This is a genomic window from Streptomyces venezuelae, assembly GCF_008642315.1.
Classification (GTDB): domain Bacteria; phylum Actinomycetota; class Actinomycetes; order Streptomycetales; family Streptomycetaceae; genus Streptomyces; species Streptomyces venezuelae_D.
In genome coordinates, this window is sequence record NZ_CP029192.1 from 683373 (window position 1) to 705182 (window position 21810).

Here is a 21810-nt window from a genome sequence, read left to right on the forward strand (position 1 = left end):
GTGCGCCGGCCGACCAGCCGCAGCCGCAGGCCCAGCCGCTCGGCGGCGGCGTACGGGAGAAGGGCATCATGGCCCGTACGGGAGATTCACCTCTCGGCCGATCCCGTCCGTCCCGTCCTGGGCCTCCTGCGCCTGGCACCCCGCGAAGAGCAGCAGCGCGGCCCACGCGAAGAAGAAGACGCGTACCCCCGCCACCACGGCGCCGGAGAGCTCCTGGGCCTCCCAGTTGCGAAGCCATCTCGCCTTGACGCGCCGCCACATCCTGCGCTGATCGGCTAAGCCGAGACAGACGAACACGGCAGCCATGACGATGGCAAGAATCAGTCCGAAGCTCATCGCGAAGTCCCCCACCAGTCCCGCGCCGAAGCAGTGGCCGAGCCACCGATGCTAACGGCCACTCGGCCGCGGACGGGCGGCAGGAGTGGGCTCGCCGACGTTGCCGTCGGACGGCGTCGGGTTCTCAGCGGCGCGTGCTGCTGAGGCCGCACACCGCGAGTTCCTCGGGGGTGATGGACGGGCCCGTCTGGGCGTCGCGGCCCGGGCCGCGGACGACGCCGAGCAGCACCTGTGGTCTGGCGAGGCAGGTCAGGGGTGCGGACAGGGTCATGAGGTCGGTCAGTGCGCGCAGGACCACGGTGTTGCCGGTGGCGGTTCGCATCATCCGCTGGGTGTATCCGCGCAACAGCCTTGCGGCGGGCGGGAGTCGGCGTCCTGTGGTTCCGGGGTAGTTGAGGTCCTCGCCGGTCGCCAGGTCCCAGGGGCCGGACGTCGCGCGGGCCACGGACCGCTGGACGTGGCGGGCGAATCCCTCCTGGTGGGCCGGGCGTTCGCCGAGGGCCCGGTCCAGCCCGGCCACGCTGTGGGCGGCCACCGACAGGCCCTGGCCGTAGACGGGGTTGAAGGTGGCGGTCGCGTCGCCCAGGGCGATGAACCCGTCCGGCGCGGCGGGCAGCCGGTCGAAGCGGCGGCGCCGGTTGACGGTGCTGCGGGTGAGGTGGACGTCGGTCAGCGGCTCGGCGCGTGAGATCAGGTCGGCCAGGAGCGGGTCGCGCAGGCTGCGGGCGAACGGCTCGAAGTCGGCTGCGTCTCTGGTGGGTTCGCCGCCTCGGGTGCCCGCGATGGTGACCAGCCAGCGGCCGCCCTCGACCGGCAGCAGGGTGGCGCCGCAGCCGGGGCTTCCGGCGCGCGGGTCGGCCTGGATGCTGACGAGCGGGAAGTCCTCCGCGCCGGGCGGCGCGCGGAAGAGCCGGGTGGCGTAGACCTGCCCGGCGTCCACGACCTCTTCCCGTACGGCGGGCAGTCCGAGCCGGGCGAGGTGCCGGGAGGCCTGCGAGCCCCGGCCCGAGGCGTCGACCACGAGGTCGGCGTCCAGGTTCTCGACGGCGCCGCTGTCGATGTCCCGTACGGCCGCTCCGGCGACCCGGCGCCGGTCGCCGAGGAGCTCGACGGCTTCGGCACCTTCCCGCAGGGCCACCTGCGGCAGGGCCAGGACGCGTTCGCGCACCACCGCGTCGAGGAGGTCCCGGGTGCACGAGATGAGGAACTTGGTGTCGGGCCTGCGCGGGAACCAGCCCCGGGCCCCCAGGAGGACCATGTCGTCCGTCACCCCCAGCTTCCGCGCCCCCGCGGCCACCCAGGCGTCGACGGTTCCCGGCAGCAGGGTGTCGATGACGCTCGCGCCGCCCGACATCACCAGGTGCGCGTGGCGGGCCTGCGGCAGCCCCCGGCGCGGTCCGGCCGTCTCCGGCATGCGGTCCCGGTCGACGAGCACCACCTCGTCCATCCGCCCCGCAAGGACTCCGGCGGTCAGCACCCCCGCCATGCCCGCGCCCAGGACGACCGCGCGTCCGCCTCCGCCGGAGTCCCCGACTCGTACGTTCATGAACACGGCCTCCCGGACAGGCTGCGGCGCCGGACGCCCCGGCGGCTCGTACGAGCACATTCCGTCCGGGCCCTCAGGCCAAACTGCTTCGGGCAGGCGGCTTGTCCGCACAAGTCATGAATCAGCCTGTGGTCATGGAGCGGCCTGTGCTCATGGAGCGGCCTGTGCTCATGAAGCGGCCCGTAGTCATGAATCGGCCCGTCGGGGGCGCTCGGTGGCCGCGAGTTCCACCGTGGTGACGACACGGGTCAGGGACGGCTTGCGCGGCACGGAGCCGAAGCCGAAGCGGACCGGGGGTTCCACCGCGGTCAGCGCCCCCAGGTCACGCCCGTCCCACGACGCGCGCGCCCACGTGATGGTGCGCAGGTCCCTGGCCGCGTACCACTCCCTGCGCCCCCGGCCCGCGCTGCCGCGCGTCCGTACGCCCGGCATCAGCAGACGGGCCGGCACGTCGCACAGGGCGGCCCAGCCGGGGCTGGTCGCCAGGCGGCCCGGGATGAGGCGCAGCAGGCGCCCGAGCGCGGTGGACCCTCCGGGGGAGAACGCGAGCCGCAGCGGGCCCGCGGTGACGGTCCACGGTTCGCGCCCCCGCCCGGCGTCGACGGACACGGGACGGATGACGATGTCGTCGAAGCTGTACGTGGCGGCGACGAACTCCGCGACCTCTTCCGTCGGCGCGATCAGCACGCGGTGGCCGTCGGCGTGTTCCACCATGACATCGGCGAAGGGCCCCAGCGGGGAGACCGGCCAGTGACCGACGACCAGGCGCACGCCGGTGGCGGTGCCGAGGCCCGCGATCCACCCGTCGAAGCGCATGCGGCGTGCGGATCCGCGCAGGAGGCCCCCGCCCCTCCGTGTCCTACGGAGGAGCGGGGGCCTGTGCCGCGCCCGGATCAGCTGCCTGCCTTTCCGGCTCGGCCGCGTCCTAGCTCTGCGGCGGGTCCTGCTGGGACCTGTCCGTGCCGAACTGCTCCTTGAGCTTGTCCTGGCCGGTGTCGACCTGGCTGGAGTACTTGCCCTGGGTCCTGTCGTCGACGAAGTCGCCTGCCTTGTCGATTCCCTGCCCGGCCTTGTCCTCGTGCCCCTTGAGCATCTGCTTGAGCTTGTCCATGACCGACATGGGCTGTACCTGCCTCTCGACTCTTCGCGTCCCTCCCCTTCCTCTCCAGACTCAGGGCGCGACGCCGGATCCGCATCCTGTGGGGGTCGTGGAATTCGAACATGTGAGTCATGCCATCGGTCGGCGCCCCTGACGGCGTGACCGTGCCACCCGGAGGCAGGGCCATTCGTAGCGCGCAAACCACCTGATCCCCCTACGAACGCCGGAGTGCCTCCAGAGCGAGGCTCTCGGCAACCACGCCCATGCGTCAACTCCTCTTCCGGTACGCGTAACTCCTCGGACGCGTGACCGGGAGATGTTGCGGGCATGACAAGGCTGCCCATGCCACCCAAGCTGCCGAAGCCGCCCGTGGCCGCAGCCGCAGCCGCAGCCGTCCCGAAGTGCCCGAGGAGAACCTCTTGAAGCTGAAGTTGCAGTCGGAGTCAAAGCCGAAGTCGACCAGAGCGATCCGCCGTGCCTCCCTCTCCCTCGGTGGCGCCATCGCCCTGGTCGTCGCCTTCGCGGGCTCGGCTGTCGCCGCTCCCCCGCAGGCCCTCCCCGCGAACGCCGACAGCACCGAGCAGACATTCCAGCCCGCGTACGACTACGACGGCGACGGCTGCTACCCGACGCCCGCCATCGGCCCCGACGGAACCGTGAACGGCGGCCTCAAGCCGAGCGGCGCCGTCAACGGGCAGTGCCGCGACGCGAGCGACCTCGCCAACACCAACGGCTATGCCCGCGGCAAGTGCAACAACGGCTGGTGCGCCGTCATGTACGGCCTCTACTTCGAGAAGGACCAGGCCGTGGCAGGCAGCGGCCTCGGTGGCCACCGGCACGACTGGGAGCACGTCGTGGTGTGGGTGAAGGACGGCCGCGCCGAGTACGTCGCCACCTCGGCCCACGGCAAGTTCCGCATCCACTCGCGCGACCAGATCCGCTGGGACGGCACCCACCCGAAGGTCGTCTACCACAAGGACGGCATCGGGACCCACTGCTTCCGCGCCGCGACCGCGGGCGACGAACCGCCCGAGAACCACCGCGGCACCTGGCAGTTCCCGGCCCTCGTCGGCTGGAACGGCTATCCGGCGGGGCTCCGGGAGAAGCTGAGCGCCCACGACTTCGGCAGCGCCGACTTCGGGCTGAAGGACGCGAGCTTTCCCTCCCACCTGGCCGCGGCGCTGCCGCCCGGTGTGCCGTTCGACGTCGACGGCTGAGCCGCCGGGGGCACACCCTTCACGACGCCCGGCACTCGTCCGTTCAGGCGTGTCCCGCGTTCAGGGCGCTACGAGCAGCGATCGTGGGCACGTGGATCACATGACTGACCTCGGCTTCTACGCCCGCAGGTACGGGCCCCCACCGCGCGAGGGCCGCCCGACCCACGTGCTCGTGCACGGACTCGGGCTCTCGGGCCGCTACTTCGTGCCGCTCGCGCGTCGGCTGGCCGCGAGCGGCGCCACCGCCGTCGTGCCCGACCTGCCGGGCAACGGGCGCTCACGGTCCGCCGTACGCCGTGCGCCTGACGTAGGACGGCTCGCGGATGCCCTGGCACGCGGCCTGGACCGCGCGCTCCCGCCGGGGCCCAACGTCCTGGTGGCCAACTCCGTCGGCTGCCAGGTCGTCGCGGCCCTGGCCGCCCGCCGCCCCCACCTGGTGAGCCACCTCGTGCTGGTCGGCCCCGCCCTCGACCCGAGCGCCTCCGGCCTGCGTCAGTTCGGAAGGCTCGTCGCCGACGCACCCAGGGAGCCCCTCGGCCTGCTCGCGGTGGCCGGGGTCGACTACCTGGTCACCGGCCCCCTGCGCTGCGCCGCCTCCTTCCGCCACGCGCTGCGGGACGCGGCTTCGGCATTCGAGTCGAACCTGTCCCGGGTCCGCGCGCCCACCCTCGTCGTACGGGGAGCGGGTGACACCATCGCCTCCGCCGCGTGGACGCGGCGCGTGGCGGACCTCGTCGCCGACGGACACGCACGGGATCTCCCCGGCGCCGCCCACGCGGCGCATTTCGGCGCGCCGGACGCCCTCGCCGCGCTGATCGAGAAGTTCACGGCGGGAGAACGCGGATGACGTCCCACCCCTCTCCCTGGCTGCGCCTGCTGCCCGGCATCTCCCCGAAGCGCAGGGGCTTCATCCTGGCCTGGTGGGGATTCGCCCTGACCTTCGGCGGGATGCGTCTGCTCACCTGGCTCATCCACATCGATGCGGCCGGGATCGGCGACATGCAGGCCGGCGGGATGCACATCCACCACTACGTGTGGGGAATCCTGCTGCTCGCCGGGGTGGGCGCGGCGGGCCTCGCCGAACGCTCCGCCCGGGCGCGCGCCTGGATAGGGCTGGCGTACGGGGTGGGCCTCGCACTCGTCGTCGACGAGGCGGCGCTGCTGATCAGTCTGGAGGACGTGTACTGGGACACGCAGGGCGGGTTCAGCATCGCTCTGGCCATCGCGGTGATCGCCGTCGCGGGCAGCGTCCTCGCGGTCACGAGGGGGCGCCGCGCGTCCAGGAACGACACGGACGACGACGTGGACGACGAGGACGGCTGACCGTCGCCGCCCGCAACGGCCTACTTCGGCTCGACGTCGGTGTGCAGCATGTGGTGGTCCGAGTAGGGCGTGGGCTGTACGCGGTGCTCGCGCGCCGCGAAGCCACGGAGGAAGACGTAGTCGAACTTGCTGTGCCAGTCGGTCGTCGGTTCGCAGGGCCCCGTGGGCTCGGGGTGGCACTCGGAGTCCGTGTCCTCGGCCAACTCCCAGAGACGGCCGAGTTCGGGGGCGTCCGGCACCGCGTTGAAGTCGCCGAGCACGATCGCACGGTCGTAACGGGCGACCGCCTTGGCCAGTACGCCGACCTGGGCCGCCCGAAACGTCTCCTGCTGCCGCTGGGCGAGGTGCGTGTTGAAGACGCGGACGGACCGGCCGCCCACGGTGGTGGTGACGGCCATGTAACCACGGTCCTCGGAACCGCCGTCCGGATACTCCACGGTGACCGGGTCCGTCATCGGCGCGGCCGAGAGGATCGCCTGGCCGAAGCCGCCCGGGTTCCACGGCACTCCCCCGCAACGGCCCCAGTCCTGGAGGACCGTCCCGTACCGGACGTGGTACTCCAGCCCGTAGAAGCTCCGCAGGTAGTTCCGGATCCGCTCCACGTCCCGTGCGCACGCCTCTTGCAGACCGATGACCTGGGGCGCGTACGTGGCGATGTCCGCCGCCCGGTCGATGTCGCTCACGTCGCAGGGATTGCAGATGTTCCACGTCATGACCCGGTTCGGCACGACCTCGCCGACGGCGTCCACGGGCAGCGACCTGACGAAGAGCGCGCCGCTCGGGGCGCTGGGGCCGACGAGCAGCATGAAGGCCGCGAACAGCGTGGCCGCCAGCAACCGCGTGCCCTTACGGAACACCTTCGCCTCCTCTATCCGACGTCGCCCCGCATGCCCCGCAGTCACTGCCGTGTGCACGCACGAGATTATGTGACGGCATCGGATCACACGAAGGAGGGACCCTGACATGTCCGGCGATCGGCTCATGCGCATCCACAGCCCCGAGTTCAAGGACATGTCCGAGCGGGTGCTGCACGCCACCCGACTCACGTCCCGCCTGAACGTCCTGCCCTTCGAGGACGACGAGGGCAAGGCGGCCCTGTTCGAGCAGATCCTGGGCAGGCCACTGCCCCCGAAGGTCACGATCTACCCGCCCTTCTACACGGACCACGGCCTCAACCTGGACCTGGCGGACCGCGTGTTCATCAACCAGAACTGCACGTTCCTGGATTACGCCGGTATCCGGATCGGCGAGCGCGTGATGATCGCCCCCAAGGTCACGTTCATCACCGTCGGCCACCCGGTTGACCCCCAGGAGCGCCGGAGCTGGCTCACCGGCGGGCCCATCGACGTGGCGGAGAACGTGTGGATCGGCGCCGGTGCCACGATCCTTCCCGGTGTCAGCATCGGCCGCGACGCGGTGATCGCCGCGGGGGCGGTGGTGGCCGACGACGTGCCACCGGCCAGCCTGGTGACCGGAAGCAAGGCGACCGTGAACCGTCAGTGGTGAGTCCGGTTCCGGAAACACGTCCGGACGTCTAGCGTCTCGACCAGGAACACGTTACGGGGCGGGTCGGTGGGAGCGCTGGGGCGGATGGGGACGAGGGCAGGGGCGGGGGCGGGGGCGGAATCGCTCGCGGAGTTACTCCGGGAGCTCAAGGAACGGTCCGGCCTCAGTTACGGGGTGCTGGCGCGGCGGCTCCACTTGAGTACGTCGGCGGTACACCGGTACTGCAGCGGAGACTCGGTGCCGCCCGTGTACGTGACGGTGGAGCGGTTCGCGCGGCTCTGCGGGGCGTCGCCGCGCGAGTTGGTGGAGACCCACCGGCTGTGGGTGCTGGCGGATGCGGACCGGGGGCCGAGGTCGGAGCGGTCCGACGCGCTCGGCGGTCCCGGCGTTCCCGGTGTGCCGGAGGCGGTGCCTGCGGTGGTGGCGATCCCCCCGTCCCCGACGGACCCGTCCCCACCAGCCCCGTCTCCCTCGTCCCCGTTCCCGTACGTGCGGCGCCCGTTCCTGTTCCCGTACGTGCGACGGCGAACCCTCGTCCTCGCGGGCGTCGCAGCCGCGGTCTTCGGCCTCGGGGCCGCCACGCTCGTCGTGCACGACAGCGGTGACGGCGAACGGCAGACGCAGCAGCACGTCCCCGGCCCCACCGCTCCGCCACTCCGGGGCACCTCAAGCCCCTCCGTCTCCGACCGGCCCGGCCGGGGCGCCGACACCGACCGTCCCGATACCGGGACTTCCTCCCGTGCAGACGGAAAGGGCAAGGACGGCGAAGGCAAGGACGGCAAAGACCGCAAGGGCAGACAGGACGGTCCGTCCGCATCCCCGCACGAGAAGAGTGACCGCGACCGGTCGACGACCGGCCCTTCCCATGGCAGCGGCAAGGGCACCGGCCCCGACGGCGGACGCAGCAAGGCCCCCGTCACGCCGCTGACGACGCGCGTCAGGCCGTTCCTCTACGACGGCTGCGTACACGACTTCCTGGTGAACAGGGCACCGGGCGCGGTGCCGGAGCCACCGGCGGAGCAGGACGTGCCCGCCTGGGTGGGGGAACTCGGCGCGGTCTCGGCCCGTCGCCAGTACATCGAAGTCACCGTGCAGGGCACCGGGAAGGACCCGGTCGTCCTGGACTCCATGGACGTCCGCGTGCGGAGCAGCAACCCGCCACTCGCCTGGAACAACTTCGCGATACCGACGCGCTGCGACGACCAGATCTACGCCAAGTCCTTCACCGTCGACCTCGACGAAGCGGTGCCGCGCGCCACGCCCGTGACGGGACAGCCCGACTTCCCGTACGAGGTCAGCGAGAGCGACCCGCAGGTCTTCCTCGTCACGGCGGGCACCGCACTTCATGACGTGCGGTGGCACATGGACCTGAAGTGGTCCAGCGGCAAGCGGCACGGCGTGCTGCGCATCGACGACCAGGGCAAACCGTTCCGCACCAGCGGGTACACGGGGCGCCCCACGTACACCTGGCTGGGTTCCGACGGGTGGGGAACGGAACCACCCTGAACCTCACCACCCTGAACGGCCCGCCCTGTCCCGGGCGTTCACGTCACCACGGCACCTCCCCCTCGTCGTCGAAGAAGCCGCCCGTCGTGCCGCCGTCGGGCAGGTTCGCGAGCCGGATCGCGATCGCCGCGCCCTGTTCCGGGGTGCGGACGCCGCGGAATCCGTTGAGGTCGGTCGCGCAGTAGCCGGGGCAGGCCGCGTTGATCAGGATGTTCGTGTCGCTCAGCTCCTTGGCGTACTGGACCGTGACCGCGTTCAGGAACGTCTTCGAAGGCGTGTACGCGGCGGAGATCGGGCCGGTGTCGCTCCCGGGGGCGGTCTGCCGGGTGAGGGAGCCGACGCCGCTGGACATGTTCACGATCCGCGGCGAAGACGAACGGCGCAGCAGCGGCAACAGCGCGTTGGTCACGCGGATGACGCCGATCACGTTGGTCTCCACGGCCGCGCGCACGGTCGCGACGTCGACCGTGGTCGGCATCTGCGGTGCGCTGCCGGTGATCCCGGCGTTGTTGACGAGCACGTCGAGGCGTCCGGCGCGGTTCTCGATCCGCTCTGCCGCGGCGGTCACGCTCGCGTCGTCGGTCACGTCGAGCGGTACGCCGAACGCGTCGACGCCCGCCGCCCGCAGTTTTGCCACGGCGGTCTCGCGGCGCTCCTCGTCCCGGGCGCCGACCCCGACCTGCCAGCCGAGGGCGCCGAGACCGGCCGCGATCTCGTACCCGATTCCCTTGTTCGCGCCGGTGACCAGCGCGATCGTCTGTTCGCTCATGCCGTCCATCCTGTGCGGGCACGGCGGGAGGGGGCCAACACCGATCGGGTGGGCGGCGATACCTCACGGGTATCGATCCAGGCGGCGGGCCGTGGGACGGTGGGGTGACCCCCGGTACCATCGCTCTGTGGAGACAAGGGAGTTGCGGTACTTCGTCGCCGTCGCAGAGGAACTGCACTTCGGCAGGGCCGCTCAGCGTCTCGGTATCGCGCAGCCCCCGCTGTCGCGGGCGATCGGCCGACTCGAACGGCGTCTCGACGCGGTGCTGCTGGAGCGCACGAGCCGCGCGGTGACCTTGACCGAGGCCGGATCGGTCCTCCTGCGGGAGGCCCGGGCGGCGCTGGACGCCGTCGAGGCCGCCGAGCGGCGTACCCGCCGCGCCGCCCTCGCCGCGACCGGCAGCCCAAGCGTGGTCCTCGCCACGAAGGCGGGCGCGTCCAGCGAGCTGCTGGCGAAGCTGCTCGACGCGTACGCCGCGGAACCCGACGCCGTCACCGTCGACCTGCTGCTCTGCGGAATGGGCGAGCAGGAACCGATGTTGCGCGACGGCCGGGCCGACGTGGCCCTGCTGCACCTGCCGTTCGACGACATGGCCGGCTTCGACGTCGAGGAACTCCACACCGAGGGGCAGATCGTGGTGCTGCCGGCCGGGCATCCCCTCGCGTCCCGGGAGCAGGTGCGGGCGGCCGAGGTCGCGGGGCTGCCCGGCCTGCCGATGCCACGCTGGCGCCGACGCGACGGTACGTACCCGGAAGGACAGGGTCCGCAGGCCCGGGATCACGCACAGCTGCTCCAACTGATCGCGCTCGGCCGCGCCTGCTGGATCGCACCGGAGTCGTGCCGCGCCCAGTTGAGCGATGATCTCGCGGCCGTGCCGGTGGTGGACGCGCAGGCAGTCACGACGGTCATCGCGTGGCCGCCCCACAGCCGGTCCCGGGCCGTCGCAGGACTCGTGCGGACCGCGACACGGCTCTGACCGGGCACGGACGGCCCCGGGCGCCGTAAAACAGATCGACAAATGCCCCCTGAGGCGTTGGGATGACTCCGATCGCCCGCGGCAACGAGCGGGCCCAGCGCAGGAGTTGCACTTGACGACCGGTGGCACCGCGGACACCCGGCCGACGATCGATGGCACATTGGCCCGACGCCTGGTCGACACGCAGTTCCCGCAGTGGTCCGCACTGCCTCTCGAACTGCTGGAGCCGGCGGGCTCGGACCATGTCATCTACCGTCTGGGGAACGACCTGGCCGTGCGGCTGCCCCGCCACGAGGGGGCCATCGGGCAGGCCGCGAAGGAGTCCGTGTGGCTCCCCCGGCTCGCGCCGCACCTGCCGTTGGCGATTCCGGTACCGGTCGGGGTCGGCAGGCCCGACTTCGGCTACCCGTGGCCGTGGGCCGTGTCGCGCTGGCTGGACGGCGAGGTGGCGACCGCGGAGTCGTTGGCCGACTCGCCCCGGGCCGCCGTCGAACTGGCTGAATTCCTCGCCGCCCTGCAGTCGTTCGTACCGGAGGGCTTCCCGGAGGACTTCCCGGTGGAGGGGCCGCTGCTCGGAGAGCCGCTGGCGGAACGGGACCGCGCGACGCGGGCCGCCATCGCCGAGCTCGACGCCGTGTTCGACGCAGCGGCCATGACGGAGCTGTGGGACGCGGCACTCGCCGCACCCGCGTGGGACCGTCCGCCGGTCTGGTTCCACGGCGACTTCCACACCGGCAACATGCTGACCGTCGACGGCCGCCTCAGCGCGGTCATCGACTTCGGCGGGCTCGGCATCGGTGACCCGGCCTGCGACCTGACCATCGCGTACACCCTGATGTCCGCCGCGAGCCGAACCGCTTTCCGCACCGCGCTCGGCGTCGACGACGCCACCTGGACCCGGGGCCGCGGCTGGGCACTGGCCACGGGCCTCAACGCCTACACCACGTACGCCGCCGTCAGCCCGAGAGTCGCCGCGCAGACCTCCCGCCAGATCACCGAGGCGCTGCTCGGCTGAGGGACGGTCGGCTGAGGGACGACGGGCTGAGCGACGGCCGGCTGGGCGACGACCTGCGCTGCTCGGCACGGTGGGCGAGGGCGTCGATGATGCGCCGCCACGCCGGTGACGACTCGCGGATACGGGAGGAGACCAGCGTCAGATACCCGGCCGGATCGCCCTCGCTCCCGCCCCCGCCCTCCTGCGCGTGTTCGACCTCCCAGGTGTCAAGGTCGTCGATGAGCGGGCCCAGACGCGGATCGTCCGGTTCCCAGTCGACGGCACGGTCGCAGGCGAGCAGGAGGCGCCTGGTCTCGGGGTCGCCGAGAGCCGCGCTCTTCTCCCCTATCCGCAGCGGCACGAGCTGGGGATCCAGCGCCTGCATGAGGATCCACGCGTCACGTTCGAGCCGGACCCGCCGTTCGCTGATCCCCACCTCACGCATCCGGTCGAGCACGGCGACCACCTCGGGCAGCAGCACGAGCCTCTCGCCGTGCGCCAGTTCGGCGATCCGGCGCCGGTTCTCGTCGAGCTGGTCGATCTTGCGCCGCAGTTCGGCGTCGATGTCGTCGATGGCCTCGGCGAATTCGGCCGGCCGGGCGTGCAGCAGCGCGTCGATACGGGCCAGCGGCACGCCCGCGTCGACGAGGGTCCTGATCCGGATGAGATCGACCGCCGCCTGGGCGCTGTAGCGGCGGTAGCCGGAGGCGTCACGCCGGGGCTCCGGCAACAGGCCGACGTGGTGGTAGTGGCGAACGGTGCGCACGGTCACGCCGGCGGTCGCGGCGAGCTGGCCGATGGTGAGCACCGTTCCCTCTTTCTGCCGTGGTCGCGCCTGCTGCCATGGTCGCGCTCTCTGCCGTGGTCGCGTCGAGTCTAATCAGCGGTGATCTTGGTCGAACACGATCAGGGGTGGGCCCGTGCGATGACGTCACGGATCGCCTGGACCACGGCGTCCGGGCGGTCGAAGCAGAGGCGGTGGTGGGCCGTGTCGTGGAGTACGCGTTGCTCCCCGCGCGAGACCGTGCTGACGACGGCCGCGTCCATTCTCGTCTTGCCTTCGTTCATCTCCTGCCACGTACGGTCCGGAGCCATCGTCTTCTGGGCAGGGTCGGCGCCCACCACGGTGAGGGCGATCACCGGGACGTCGGGCAGGCCGGGCCCGGCCCGCAGCTCGGTGGCGAGATCGGCGAGGCCGGTGCGTTCGGCGATGCCCGCGTCGGTCCACGCCTCGTTCTCCTTGGCGTCGCTCAACGCCTGCCGTACGTGCTCCGGGTACTCCGCGAGCAGTTCGGCCCTCATGGCGCGCAAGGCCGGACGCATCTGTTCCATCTGTTCGCGGCCGGGGCCCATTCGCTCGATTGCCGCGAGCGTCGCCGTGGCGGGCATGAAGTCGTCCCAGTCGCGGTCGAGGGCGTCCAGTCGGACGAGGCCCGCCACGTCCTGCGGGAACAGCTGCGCGAACCGGTGCGCGTACAGGCCGCCGAGGGAGTGCGGCACCAGGACGTACGGGCCGGGGACGTCCTGGGCGCGCAGCAGCTCGTGCAGTTCCGTGGCCACTTCGGCGGCGCCGCGCGGCAGCGGGACGTGGTCGCTGTAGCCCGTGCCGCCGCGGTCGTACGTCACGGCGGTGGTGAACTGCGCGACCATCTGCTGGACTCCGAAGTAGTCCAGGCCCACGGCGCCAGCGCCCGGCAGGAAGACGACGGCGGGGCCGCCGCTGCCCGAGCGGTGCACGAAGACGTCGCGGTCGTCGATCTTCTGGAATTCCCCGACCGGCGGAGTGGGCCGGACGGAGGCGGTGCTGTGGTTCGTCATGCGACCAGCCTCCAACCCTGACGCAGGGTCAGGGTCAACCTTTCCTCGCGTTCAGGCTCCCGGGAGGAAGAGACAGACCAGATGGCCGTGCGGGTCGCGGAGAACCCGTACGTGCTCGAGCGGCTGATGCTCCTCCGGCGTCGCGCCCAGCGCGCAGGCGCGCTCGGTCTCCGCCTCCAGGTCGTCGACCTGCACGTCCAGGTGGGCCTGCATCTGTTGCGCGCCGGGGCGTTGCGGCCACGTCGGGGGTGTGTGGTCGGGTTCCAGTTGGAAGCTGAGGCCGGGCCGCTCCGAGTCGAGCGGCCGCAGGCGGACCCACTCCGGGCCGCGCTCGACCTCCTCCCAGCCCAGCAGGGCACGGTAGAAATCGGCCAGGGCGGGCGGATCGGGCGTACCGAGGACGTAAGCGGCGAGCGTCGTAGTCATGCCCCCACACTGCCCTCGCGTCCCCCACCCACACCATGGGCATACCGTTGGCTGCTCGACGGATCGACGGCTCGACTGGTCGACTGGTCGACGTATGGCGCAGGTCACAGGAACTCCGCCGGAGCGGCGGAGAGGGAATGACTGTGAGGGACTCAGAAGAAGATCTGCGCGAACGCGTGAGAGCCGGCGAGCGCGACGCGTTCGCCGAGCTGTACGACCGATACGCCCGGCAGGTCTACCAGCACGCGCTGTGGCTCACCGGCGACTGGTCGACCGCGGAGGACATCATGTCGGAGACGTTCCTGGCCGCGTGGCGGGGGCGAGAACGTCTCCACGCCGACGAGGGCTCCCTGCGCCCCTGGCTGCTGGGCATCGCCACCCACAAGGCGGAGAACACACGGCGCGGCCTGCGCCGCCGTCTGGCGTTCCTGGCCCGCCAGCGACAGCAGACCGTGGTCGCCGACTTCGCCCCCGAGATCGCAGGGCGCATCGACGACACGCGCCGACTGCACGCCGTACAGGCCGCGCTGGGCCGGCTGAAGCGCCACGAGCGGGAAGTGCTGACGCTGTGCGTGTGGTCCGGTCTCGACTATCGGCAGACGGCCGAGGCGCTCGGCGTTCCCGTCGGCACCGTGCGCTCGCGGCTGTCCCGGGCGCGGGCGAAGCTCGCCCGGTTCGCCGACGAGGCGGCCGCCGACGAGAGAGCGGAAAGAATCAGGGAACCGCGATTCACTCGCGGAGAGATGACGGGTGAAGCCGCACTCGCGGCCCTGCCCGTGCGGGAGGAAACGGCATGAACCACAGGGACACCCCCTCGACCGCTGCGACGCCCTCGACCGCTGCGACGCCTGCGACCGGGGCCCGGCGTTCGGACGCCGACGTCGAGGAGATCGCCCGGCTGCTGCCGCCCCCGGCCCATCGGGGCCTCCCGCACGAGCGGTACCTCCACCACAAGGAACGACTGATGCGACGCATCGACCACAACCACGACCAGGCCACCCGCACCGATCACACCAGCCGCACCGACCGCACAAGCCGCACCCGCCCTGCCCACCGTCTCCTGCGCCCCGCCCTCCTCGTGCCCGTCTCGGCCCTCGCCCTCGGCGGCATCCTCGCCACCGGCGTCGCCCTCACGTCCGGCGACGACGCACCCGCCGTCGTGTCGACCGGCCGGCACGACGCGAGGAACATGCGGCCCGCGGCCGCACTTCTCGACCAGATCTCCGACGCCGCGGGCAAGGGCCACGCGCTGCGGGTCAGGGACGACCAGTTCGCGTACACCAGGTCCAAGGTCCGCGAGGCGGACCTCACCAGCGGCAAGGCGGTCGTCGGCCCGCTCAGGGACACGGAGTCCTGGGTGTCGCAGAAGCCCGGCCCGCTGCGCAAGCTCGGAGTCACCCGCAGCGAAGGGGAGACTCTCCCCATCAACGCTCAACTGGGCGACACCCACGGCACACCGGCAGGCCTCGGCCGCCCCACGTACCACTGGCTGTCCACCCTGCCCACCGACCCCGAGGAGCTGCTGACGTACCTGTACGCCAAGGTGCCGAAGACGGACGAGGCGGAGCGCGACCAGGCCGTCTTCGACTGCATCGGCAGCCTGCTCGGCGGAGTGACGCCGCCCGAGACGGCCGCCGCCCTCTACCGGGCCGCGGCCAGGATCCCCGGAGTGACGAAGGTGCCCACGGCCAAGGACGTCACCGGCCGGACCGGCGTCGGCATCGCACGCGACGACACGACGTTCGGCGCGCGCACCGAATGGGTCTTCGACGCCCAGGACCTCACGTTCCTCGGATCACGGAGCCACCTGTTCAAGGACACCAAATACGGCAAGGCGGGAACGCTCATGTCGGCCGAGGCCGTGATCGACTTCGCGGTGGTCGACAAGGCAGGCCAGGTGCCTGCCGCGTCCCGCGAGAGCTGAGGCCCACACGGCGTCGGCAAGGCCCGGAGCCCGAGCAACCCGGGAGTCCATGACATGAAGCCACACGTCGGCGTGGTCGCGTCCTACGACTTCACGCGCGAGGCGGAACTGCGCCGCTGGTTCCCGCCGGGGGTGGAGCTGACGCTGACGTTCACCGACCGGGTCCCCTACCAGGACAACCTGGAGCTCGTCTCCCGCCTGGGCGACCCGGGCCTGCTGGCGGAGCCGACCCGCACTCTCGTCGAACGCGGGGCGCAGGCCGTGGCCTACCTGTGCACGGCCTGCACCTTCGCCGGCGGAGCGGCGGGCGAGCGGGCGCTCCGGGAAGCGATGAGGCACCACGGTGAGCGCGGGCGCTGACGACGAGCGGCGCGGTCACGGCCGCGCTCCACGCGGCCGGCGCCCGCCAACCTGAGACCACCCCGACGCCGACGCCCTCTTCATCAGCTGCACGGCGCTGCCCACGTACGACGCCCTCCCCCACCTCGAAGAACGCCTGGGCAAGCCGATCATCAGCGCCAACCAGGCCACTGCGTGGGCGCTGCTGGCGGCGGTGGGGGAACGGGCTGTGGGGCCGGTGCCCTGAGGAAGCTCAGTCGTCGCGCTCAGCGCGAGGCGAGCCGTTCCAGCAAGGACGCGCTGCGTTCCAGCAACACCCTTTCCTCGTCCGTGAGTTCGTCCTCGATGGCCTGCGCGAGCCAGCCGACCCTGCGGCCGCGCTCCGCCTCGAGTGCCGCCCGGCCCTCGTCCGTCAGCTCGACCAGTGACTTGCGGCCGTCCGTGGGGTGCGCTCTGCGCGTGATCAGGTTCTGCTCCATGAGCAGCCCGACCGCCCGGGCCATCGACTGAGGGCGTACGCGCTGGTCGGCGGCGAGGTCGCTGGTGGTCATGGCGCCGTCGCGGTCGAGTGCGCCCAGGACGGCGACCTGGCCCAGCGGAATGCGGTCCTCGTGCTTGACGCGCCGGGTGAGTTTGCCCATCGCGGTGCGCAGTTCGGCGGCGATGGCGGCCGCTTCCGAGGGGCGCGCGGTCGGCGATGCGGGCGAGGTGGGCATAGGGCACTTTACCGCGACGGTCCGTGGCTTCGCGTATCTGACCTGCGCGGCTGCGTGGGTGGCCGCGTGGGCGGGTGCGTGGGACGGGGTGGCGTTGGCCGACAGGCGTGGTGATGTTCCTCAGCAATGCTGTGCAGCAAAACTGATCAGCATTGCTGTAGGGTTTGGTCTGTCGGACTCAGCGCCAGCGCTGTCGCAGCCGGGGCCCGGCACACGACAACGGGGAGGAACTCCCATGTCCAGCAAGGCAACCGGGCCCGCCGGCCGGAACGACGCCGCCATCGAGGCCGTCACCGCCCGCCGGATCATCGACAGTCGGGGCAATCCCACGGTCGAAGTCGATGTCGTTCTGGCCGACGGGTCCCTGGGGCGCGCGGCCGTCCCCTCCGGCGCGTCCACCGGCGCCCGCGAGGCCGTGGAACTGCGTGACGGCGACTCCGCGCGCTGGCACGGCAAGGGCGTCGACCAGGCGGTGGCCCACGTCAACGGGGAGATCGCGGCCGCCGTGCGCGGCCGTGACGCGGCGGACCAGGCGGGGCTCGACGCCGCACTCGTCGATCTCGACGGCACCGCCACGAAGTCCCGGCTCGGCGCCAACGCGATCCTCGGCGTCTCCCTCGCCACCGCCAAGGCCGCCGCTGCGGCCCACCGCACGCCCCTCTACCGTTACCTCGGCGGAGCCGACGCCCGCCTCCTGCCGCTGCCGATGATGAACATCGTCAACGGCGGTGCGCACGCCGACAATCCGCTGGATTTCCAGGAGTTCATGATCGCGCCCGTGGGCGCGGACACCTTCGCCGAAGCGGTCCGCATGGGCAGCGAGGTCTTCCACACCCTGCGCCGCGACCTGCTGGCGGCCGGGCACTCCACCGGCGTCGGCGACGAGGGCGGCTTCGCGCCCGCGCTGCGCACCGCGGAGGAGGCACTCGACTTCGTGATGTCCGCCATCGAGCGCACGGGCTACCGCGCCGGCGCGGACATCGGCCTCATCATGGACCCGGCTTCGTCGGAGTTCTTCCGCGACGGGGTGTACGACTACGCGGGCGAGGGCGTGCGCCGCACCCCGTCCGAGAACGTCGAGTACCTGGCCAAACTCATCGACGCCTACCCGATCGTCTCCATCGAGGACCCGATGGCCGAGGACGACCTGGACGGCTGGCGCGAACTGACGGCCCGCGTCGGCGACCGCTGCCAGCTGACCGGCGACGACGTGTTCTGCACCAACGAGGCGCTGCTGCGCGAGGGCATCCGCACCGGTGTCGGCAACTCGATCCTGGTCAAGGTCAATCAGATCGGCACGCTGACCGAGGCACTGACCGCAGTGACCACGGCCCGACAGGCGCGCTGGACGGCCGTGATGTCGCACCGCTCGGGCGAGACGGAGGACACGACCATCGCGGACCTCGCGGTGGCGACCGGCTGCGGCCAGATCAAGACCGGCTCGCTCTCCCGCTCCGACCGCACCGCCAAGTACAACCAACTGATCAGGATCGAGGAGGAGTTGGGCGGATCGGCTCGTTACGCGGGCGGTTCTGTGCTGCGACAGAGGTAGGGGCGGCCCTAGGGCCTGTGTCGGGAGTCCCTAGCGGTAGCGGGAATTGGGCGTGCGGGCCACCGCGATGCGATCGGGTGGCCCGCACGGGGTGCGAAGAGCGCGGGTCAGCTGGCCAGCGCGGCGCGCAGCGCCTTCTTGTCGACCTTGCCGACCTTCGTCGTCGGCAGCCTGTCCAGCAGGACCGTCTTCCGGGGCGTGTACAGGTCCCCCAGCTCCGCGGTCACCGCCGCGCCGACCACGTCCGGGTCGACGTCGGCGCCTTCAGCCGTGGCGAGGAAGATCTGTACGGCCTCGCCGTACTCCTCGTCCGGTACGCCGAGCGCCGCCGCGTTGCGCACGCCGGGCAGCGTGAGCAGGAAGTCCTCCAGGACCCGCGAGTAGACGTTGTCGCTGGTGCTGCCGGTGACGATGATGTCCTTGGCCCGGTCGACGAGGTAGAGGTAGCCCTCCGCGTCGAGGTAGCCCATGTCCCCGGTGCGCAGCCAGCCGTCGCGCAGCGCCTCCGCGGTGCGCTCCGGGTCCTCGTAGTAGCCGAGCATCACCGTCTCGCCCCGCACGCACACCTCGCCGACCTGCCTGACGGCCAGCGCCTCCTTGCCGCCCTCGGCACGGATCTCGATCTCGGTGTCGGTGATCGCGCGACCGCAGCTGCGCCAGAGCTCGGGGCGCCGGGCCCCCTCCGACGCGAGGTCCTCCGCGCCGAACGCGGCGATGCCGAGCGCCTCCGACTGACCGTAGCCCTGGCCGAGCACGGGCCCGAGGACCTCGACGGCCTGCTGCAGACGGCTGGGCGATGTCGCCGCGCCGCCGACGATGACGCGCCTCAGGTCGGGGAGGGCTCCCGGTTCGCACTCCGGGTGGTCGAGGAGCGCGTACAGCATGGGCGGTACGAACATCGTGGCCGTGATCCGCTCCTCGCGCAGCACCGTGAGCGCCGCGCCCGCCTCGAACTCGGGGAGTACGACGAGGGGTGCCCCCGTCACCAGCGCCTGGAGCGAGGTGAGGTGGCCGCTGCCGTGGGTGAGCAGGGTGGAGACCAGCACACGGTCCGAGGCCGGGGCCATGGACGGGAAGAGGGTGGGGCCGGCTTTCCGGGAGGAGGCGCGGGACGGGTCCGCCGAGGTGTTCCCGGCGGCTTCCTGTTCGGAGTCCTGCGCGTCGTCCAGCAGGCCCACCAGCGCGTCGTACAGCCGGTGGCTGTGCGCGGCGAGCTTGGGGCGGCCGAGGGTGCCGCCGGTGTAGAGGACGGTGACGGCCTCGTCCGCCGCCGGGGCGGGTATGCCCTCGGGACGTATCGCCGGGCACTCGGCCGCCAGGGCCAGGAGGTCCGCGCACTGTTCCGCGCAGGGCCCGAGGCTGAGCAGCGTGGGGGCGTGGACGCTGCGGCCGGCCGCGTCGGCGGCCCGGTCGGCAAAGAGCGGGTCCGTGACGACGGCGCGCGCCCGGGACTGCTCGACCAGCGCGGCGAGCTCGCCGGGCCCCGGCTCGGGCGGCAGGAACACGACGCGGCAGCCGATGAGATGCACGGCGAGCTGCACCAGTACGGAGTCCACGCGATTGGCCAGGAACAGGCCCACTCCGTCACCCGGCTCCAGCCCCTGCCGGCGCAGCGCCTGCCCCAGACCGAACAGCCGCTGCCGAGCCTCTCTCCTGGTCAGCCGCTGCTCGCCCTGGACGAGCGCTTCGGCGCTGTCGTCCGTGTGCCAGTGCTCCAGGATGCGGTCCACGTACGTCCCGTACGTCCGCGGCTCGGTTGTTTGCTGTGCGTTGTCGATCATGGACATATGCAAACATGCGGCGCGGGGGCCGAGGCGGCGCAGGGGGCGGGTCCGGCCGGAAACAGGCGGAGTACTATGCCCCGCTTTGGGGTGATCGCCGCCCCTCCCAACGCTGTGGGGACAGTACGGGAGGGTCCGCGGGGCACGGAACACTGCCCCTCCGGACCTTGTCCTGAAGACCGCTCAGGTCGTGTGCGCGCGCGATCCCTCATCCCGTGAGCGTTGATGGGGTACGCCGAGCCCCGGTTCATGTCGCGGACACCTCGTACCCCTTGCGTCGAGTGGTGCGCGTGTAGTGCGCTGATCCTCATGGGGAAGAGAAGCATTGCCACGATGACCGCCGCGCTTGTCGCGGGGTCCCTTCTGACGGGCGTACCGGGTACGGGCGCGAGCGCCGCCACGGACTCCGGTGCCGGAGCGCGGTCGAACGGTACGGACCGGGTGTCCGGGGTCGACCTCGACACCGTGACCATCCCGGAATTACAGGCACGCATGGCGCGCGGTTCGCTGACCTCGTCGGCGCTGACCCGGGCGTACCTGCGACGGATCGAGAAGGTCGATCCCAAGATCCACTCCGTGCTGCGCACCAGTCCGACGGCGCTGCGCCAGGCGGCCGCGAGCGACGAGCGGCACCGGCACGGCAAGACCCTCGGGCCGCTGGACGGCATCCCCGTCCTGCTCAAGGACAACGTGAACACCCGCGACATGCCGACCACGGCGGGGTCGCTCGCGCTCGCCGGGAGCCCGCCCGGCACCGACGCCGCACTCGTGACCCGGCTCCGCGAGGCGGGAGCCGTGATCCTCGGCAAGACGAACCTGTCCGAGTGGGCCAACTTCCGTGCCGCGAAGCCGACTTCGGGTTGGTCGGCGGTGGGCGGCCAGACCAACAACCCTTACGTCCTCGACCGCAATCCGTGCGGATCGTCGTCCGGTTCCGCCGCCGCGCTGGCCGCGTCGCTGGCGCAGGTGGCGATCGGCACCGAGACGGACGGCTCCATCGTGTGCCCGGCCGGCATGAACGGCGTCGTCGGCCACAAGCCCAGCCTCGGCGTCGTCAGCCAGTCCGGCGTGGTCCCGATCTCCGCCGAGCAGGACACCGCGGGTCCCATGGCACGCAACGTGACCGACACGGCGCTCACGCTGTCCGTACTGAGCGGGACCGAGGGCGCGTACGGCGACACCGCCCCCGGCAGCCTCCGCGGCAAGCGGATCGGCCTGTGGCGCCTGCCCTCGCTCGGGGCGGACGTGGACGCGCTGATGACGCGAACGGCGAAGAAGCTGCGCAAGGCCGGAGCCGAGGTGGTCGAGGTGACACCCCCGTACCAGGCACGGCTCGCCGAGCTCGAATTCCCGGCGCTGCTCAGCGAGTTCCACCGGGACATCGACGCGTACCTCGCCACGCGCGAGGGGCCGCGGAACCTCGCGGAGCTCATCGAGTTCAACCGCACCCATCCGCGGGAGCAGAGCTGCTTCGCGGGCCAGGAACTGTTCGAGCAGGCCCTCGCCGCGCCGCCCACGACCGATCCCAAGTACCGGGCGATGCGAGCCGAGTTGAAGGACCTGTCCCAGCGCTCCCTGGACGAGACCCTCTCCAAGCACCACCTCGACGCCATCGCCGCGCCCACGAACCCGCCCGCATGGACGACGGACTGCGCACGCGGCGACAACGACGTCATCCCCTCCTCCACCCCCGCGGCCGTCGCCGGATACCCCTCTCTCTCGGTGCCCGCCGGATCCGTGGGCGAGCTCCCGGTCGGCCTGCTCCTGATGTCCGGCAACCACAAGGACGCGGAACTGCTGTCGCTGGGAGCGTCGGTGGAGGACCGGCTCAAGGCGTGGCAGGCACCGCGGTATCTGCCGACGTCGGGCACGACGGGATCGGAGCGATGAACTCCCCTCGCCACAAAGCCGGTTGAGCACTCGCCGCACACGGGTTGCGGCCACCACGCTCGCTCAGGGAACACCCAGGCCGCGAACATGGA

24 protein-coding genes are annotated in these 21810 nt (G+C 71.7%); 13 read left to right on the top strand and 11 right to left on the bottom strand.

Annotated features, from left to right (window positions below; translation table 11 throughout):
• Positions 1 to 66: 66 nt before the first annotated feature.
• From DEJ48_RS03100 to DEJ48_RS03115, 4 genes are all read right to left on the bottom strand, one after another.
• Positions 67 to 336 carry a hypothetical protein gene (locus tag DEJ48_RS03100; protein ID WP_150214234.1) on the bottom strand — a complete coding sequence of 90 codons (270 nt, stop codon included), beginning with the start codon at positions 334 to 336 and terminating at the stop codon, positions 67 to 69.
• A 124-nt stretch (positions 337 to 460) separates the two neighbouring features.
• Positions 461 to 1882, bottom strand: coding sequence for an NAD(P)/FAD-dependent oxidoreductase (locus DEJ48_RS03105; protein ID WP_190537158.1), 1422 nt, complete (start codon positions 1880 to 1882; stop codon positions 461 to 463).
• Positions 1883 to 2068: 186 nt separating this feature from the next.
• On the bottom strand, positions 2069 to 2698 hold the full coding sequence (locus DEJ48_RS03110; RefSeq protein WP_150214236.1) for a hypothetical protein: 630 nt from the start codon (positions 2696 to 2698) through the stop codon (positions 2069 to 2071).
• Between the two features lie 109 nt (positions 2699 to 2807).
• Complete coding sequence (locus tag DEJ48_RS03115; RefSeq protein ID WP_150214238.1) at positions 2808 to 3002, bottom strand: antitoxin; 195 nt, start codon at positions 3000 to 3002, stop codon at positions 2808 to 2810.
• A gap of 398 nt (positions 3003 to 3400) precedes the next feature.
• Between DEJ48_RS03115 and DEJ48_RS03120 the strand changes: the two genes are divergently transcribed.
• The 3 genes from DEJ48_RS03120 (at position 3401) to DEJ48_RS03130 (ending at position 5521) form a co-directional block, all read left to right on the top strand.
• Complete coding sequence (locus DEJ48_RS03120) at positions 3401 to 4198, top strand: NPP1 family protein (RefSeq protein ID WP_223831862.1); 798 nt, start codon at positions 3401 to 3403, stop codon at positions 4196 to 4198.
• A 100-nt stretch (positions 4199 to 4298) separates the two neighbouring features.
• The gene (locus DEJ48_RS03125) at positions 4299 to 5045 is read left to right on the top strand and encodes an alpha/beta fold hydrolase (protein WP_150220919.1); all 747 of its coding nucleotides are present in this window, start codon (positions 4299 to 4301) and stop codon (positions 5043 to 5045) included.
• On the top strand, positions 5042 to 5521 hold the full coding sequence (locus tag DEJ48_RS03130) for a hypothetical protein (RefSeq protein WP_150214240.1): 480 nt from the start codon (positions 5042 to 5044) through the stop codon (positions 5519 to 5521). Before DEJ48_RS03125 ends, DEJ48_RS03130 begins: the two co-directional genes overlap by 4 nt.
• Positions 5522 to 5541: 20 nt before the next feature.
• On the opposite strand, the gene DEJ48_RS03135 is transcribed toward DEJ48_RS03130, so the two are convergent.
• Positions 5542 to 6486 carry an endonuclease/exonuclease/phosphatase family protein gene (locus DEJ48_RS03135; RefSeq protein ID WP_150214242.1) on the bottom strand — a complete coding sequence of 315 codons (945 nt, stop codon included), beginning with the start codon at positions 6484 to 6486 and terminating at the stop codon, positions 5542 to 5544.
• On the opposite strand from DEJ48_RS03135, the gene DEJ48_RS03140 reads away from it, so the two are divergent.
• Together DEJ48_RS03140 and DEJ48_RS03145 are read left to right on the top strand one after the other, a co-directional pair.
• Positions 6485 to 7027, top strand: a complete 543-nt coding sequence (locus DEJ48_RS03140) for a sugar O-acetyltransferase (RefSeq protein WP_190537160.1) — start codon at positions 6485 to 6487, stop codon at positions 7025 to 7027. The two genes, DEJ48_RS03135 and DEJ48_RS03140, sit on opposite strands and share 2 nt — an antisense overlap.
• Positions 7028 to 7111: 84 nt before the next feature.
• A complete protein-coding gene (locus DEJ48_RS03145; RefSeq protein ID WP_150214244.1) occupies positions 7112 to 8533 on the top strand; it encodes a helix-turn-helix domain-containing protein in 1422 nt (473 codons plus the stop codon).
• 43 nt (positions 8534 to 8576) lie between these two features.
• On the opposite strand, the gene DEJ48_RS03150 is transcribed toward DEJ48_RS03145, so the two are convergent.
• Positions 8577 to 9302 carry an SDR family oxidoreductase gene (locus tag DEJ48_RS03150; protein WP_150214246.1) on the bottom strand — a complete coding sequence of 242 codons (726 nt, stop codon included), beginning with the start codon at positions 9300 to 9302 and terminating at the stop codon, positions 8577 to 8579.
• Positions 9303 to 9429: 127 nt separating this feature from the next.
• On the opposite strand from DEJ48_RS03150, the gene DEJ48_RS03155 reads away from it, so the two are divergent.
• Together DEJ48_RS03155 and DEJ48_RS03160 are read left to right on the top strand one after the other, a co-directional pair.
• Positions 9430 to 10278, top strand: coding sequence for a LysR family transcriptional regulator (locus DEJ48_RS03155; RefSeq protein WP_150214248.1), 849 nt, complete (start codon positions 9430 to 9432; stop codon positions 10276 to 10278).
• Between the two features lie 112 nt (positions 10279 to 10390).
• Positions 10391 to 11293 carry an aminoglycoside phosphotransferase family protein gene (locus DEJ48_RS03160; RefSeq protein ID WP_150214250.1) on the top strand — a complete coding sequence of 301 codons (903 nt, stop codon included), beginning with the start codon at positions 10391 to 10393 and terminating at the stop codon, positions 11291 to 11293.
• On the opposite strand, the gene DEJ48_RS03165 is transcribed toward DEJ48_RS03160, so the two are convergent.
• From DEJ48_RS03165 to DEJ48_RS03175, 3 genes are all read right to left on the bottom strand, one after another.
• On the bottom strand, positions 11271 to 12080 hold the full coding sequence (locus tag DEJ48_RS03165; protein WP_150214252.1) for a MerR family transcriptional regulator: 810 nt from the start codon (positions 12078 to 12080) through the stop codon (positions 11271 to 11273). The genes DEJ48_RS03160 and DEJ48_RS03165 overlap by 23 nt on opposite strands.
• A 98-nt stretch (positions 12081 to 12178) precedes the next feature.
• On the bottom strand, positions 12179 to 13090 hold the full coding sequence (locus tag DEJ48_RS03170; RefSeq protein WP_150214254.1) for an alpha/beta fold hydrolase: 912 nt from the start codon (positions 13088 to 13090) through the stop codon (positions 12179 to 12181).
• A gap of 51 nt (positions 13091 to 13141) precedes the next feature.
• The gene (locus DEJ48_RS03175; RefSeq protein ID WP_150214256.1) at positions 13142 to 13516 is read right to left on the bottom strand and encodes a VOC family protein; all 375 of its coding nucleotides are present in this window, start codon (positions 13514 to 13516) and stop codon (positions 13142 to 13144) included.
• A 137-nt stretch (positions 13517 to 13653) separates the two neighbouring features.
• On the opposite strand from DEJ48_RS03175, the gene DEJ48_RS03180 reads away from it, so the two are divergent.
• The 4 genes from DEJ48_RS03180 (at position 13654) to DEJ48_RS40145 (ending at position 16026) form a co-directional block, all read left to right on the top strand.
• Positions 13654 to 14313 carry an RNA polymerase sigma factor gene (locus tag DEJ48_RS03180; protein ID WP_190537162.1) on the top strand — a complete coding sequence of 220 codons (660 nt, stop codon included), beginning with the start codon at positions 13654 to 13656 and terminating at the stop codon, positions 14311 to 14313.
• On the top strand, positions 14310 to 15440 hold the full coding sequence (locus DEJ48_RS03185; RefSeq protein ID WP_150214258.1) for a CU044_5270 family protein: 1131 nt from the start codon (positions 14310 to 14312) through the stop codon (positions 15438 to 15440). The genes DEJ48_RS03180 and DEJ48_RS03185 overlap by 4 nt, the downstream gene beginning before the upstream one ends.
• Positions 15441 to 15494: 54 nt before the next feature.
• A complete protein-coding gene (locus DEJ48_RS40140) occupies positions 15495 to 15800 on the top strand; it encodes a hypothetical protein (RefSeq protein WP_223831864.1) in 306 nt (101 codons plus the stop codon).
• 97 nt (positions 15801 to 15897) lie between these two features.
• On the top strand, positions 15898 to 16026 hold the full coding sequence (locus DEJ48_RS40145; RefSeq protein WP_263399477.1) for a hypothetical protein: 129 nt from the start codon (positions 15898 to 15900) through the stop codon (positions 16024 to 16026).
• A 19-nt stretch (positions 16027 to 16045) separates the two neighbouring features.
• Here DEJ48_RS40145 and DEJ48_RS03195 read toward each other — a convergent pair whose 3' ends face one another.
• Positions 16046 to 16495: a MarR family winged helix-turn-helix transcriptional regulator gene (locus tag DEJ48_RS03195; protein WP_150214260.1), complete on the bottom strand. Its 450-nt coding sequence runs from the start codon at positions 16493 to 16495 to the stop codon at positions 16046 to 16048.
• A 235-nt stretch (positions 16496 to 16730) separates the two neighbouring features.
• Here DEJ48_RS03195 and eno point away from each other — a divergent pair, with 235 nt between their 5' ends.
• Positions 16731 to 18047 carry a phosphopyruvate hydratase gene (gene eno / locus DEJ48_RS03200; RefSeq protein WP_150214262.1) on the top strand — a complete coding sequence of 439 codons (1317 nt, stop codon included), beginning with the start codon at positions 16731 to 16733 and terminating at the stop codon, positions 18045 to 18047.
• A gap of 107 nt (positions 18048 to 18154) precedes the next feature.
• On the opposite strand, the gene DEJ48_RS03205 is transcribed toward eno, so the two are convergent.
• Positions 18155 to 19828: a class I adenylate-forming enzyme family protein gene (locus DEJ48_RS03205; protein ID WP_223831865.1), complete on the bottom strand. Its 1674-nt coding sequence runs from the start codon at positions 19826 to 19828 to the stop codon at positions 18155 to 18157.
• Positions 19829 to 20137: 309 nt separating this feature from the next.
• Here DEJ48_RS03205 and DEJ48_RS03210 point away from each other — a divergent pair, with 309 nt between their 5' ends.
• Positions 20138 to 21718: an amidase family protein gene (locus tag DEJ48_RS03210; protein WP_150214266.1), complete on the top strand. Its 1581-nt coding sequence runs from the start codon at positions 20138 to 20140 to the stop codon at positions 21716 to 21718.
• The last annotated feature ends 92 nt before the right edge of the window (positions 21719 to 21810 follow it).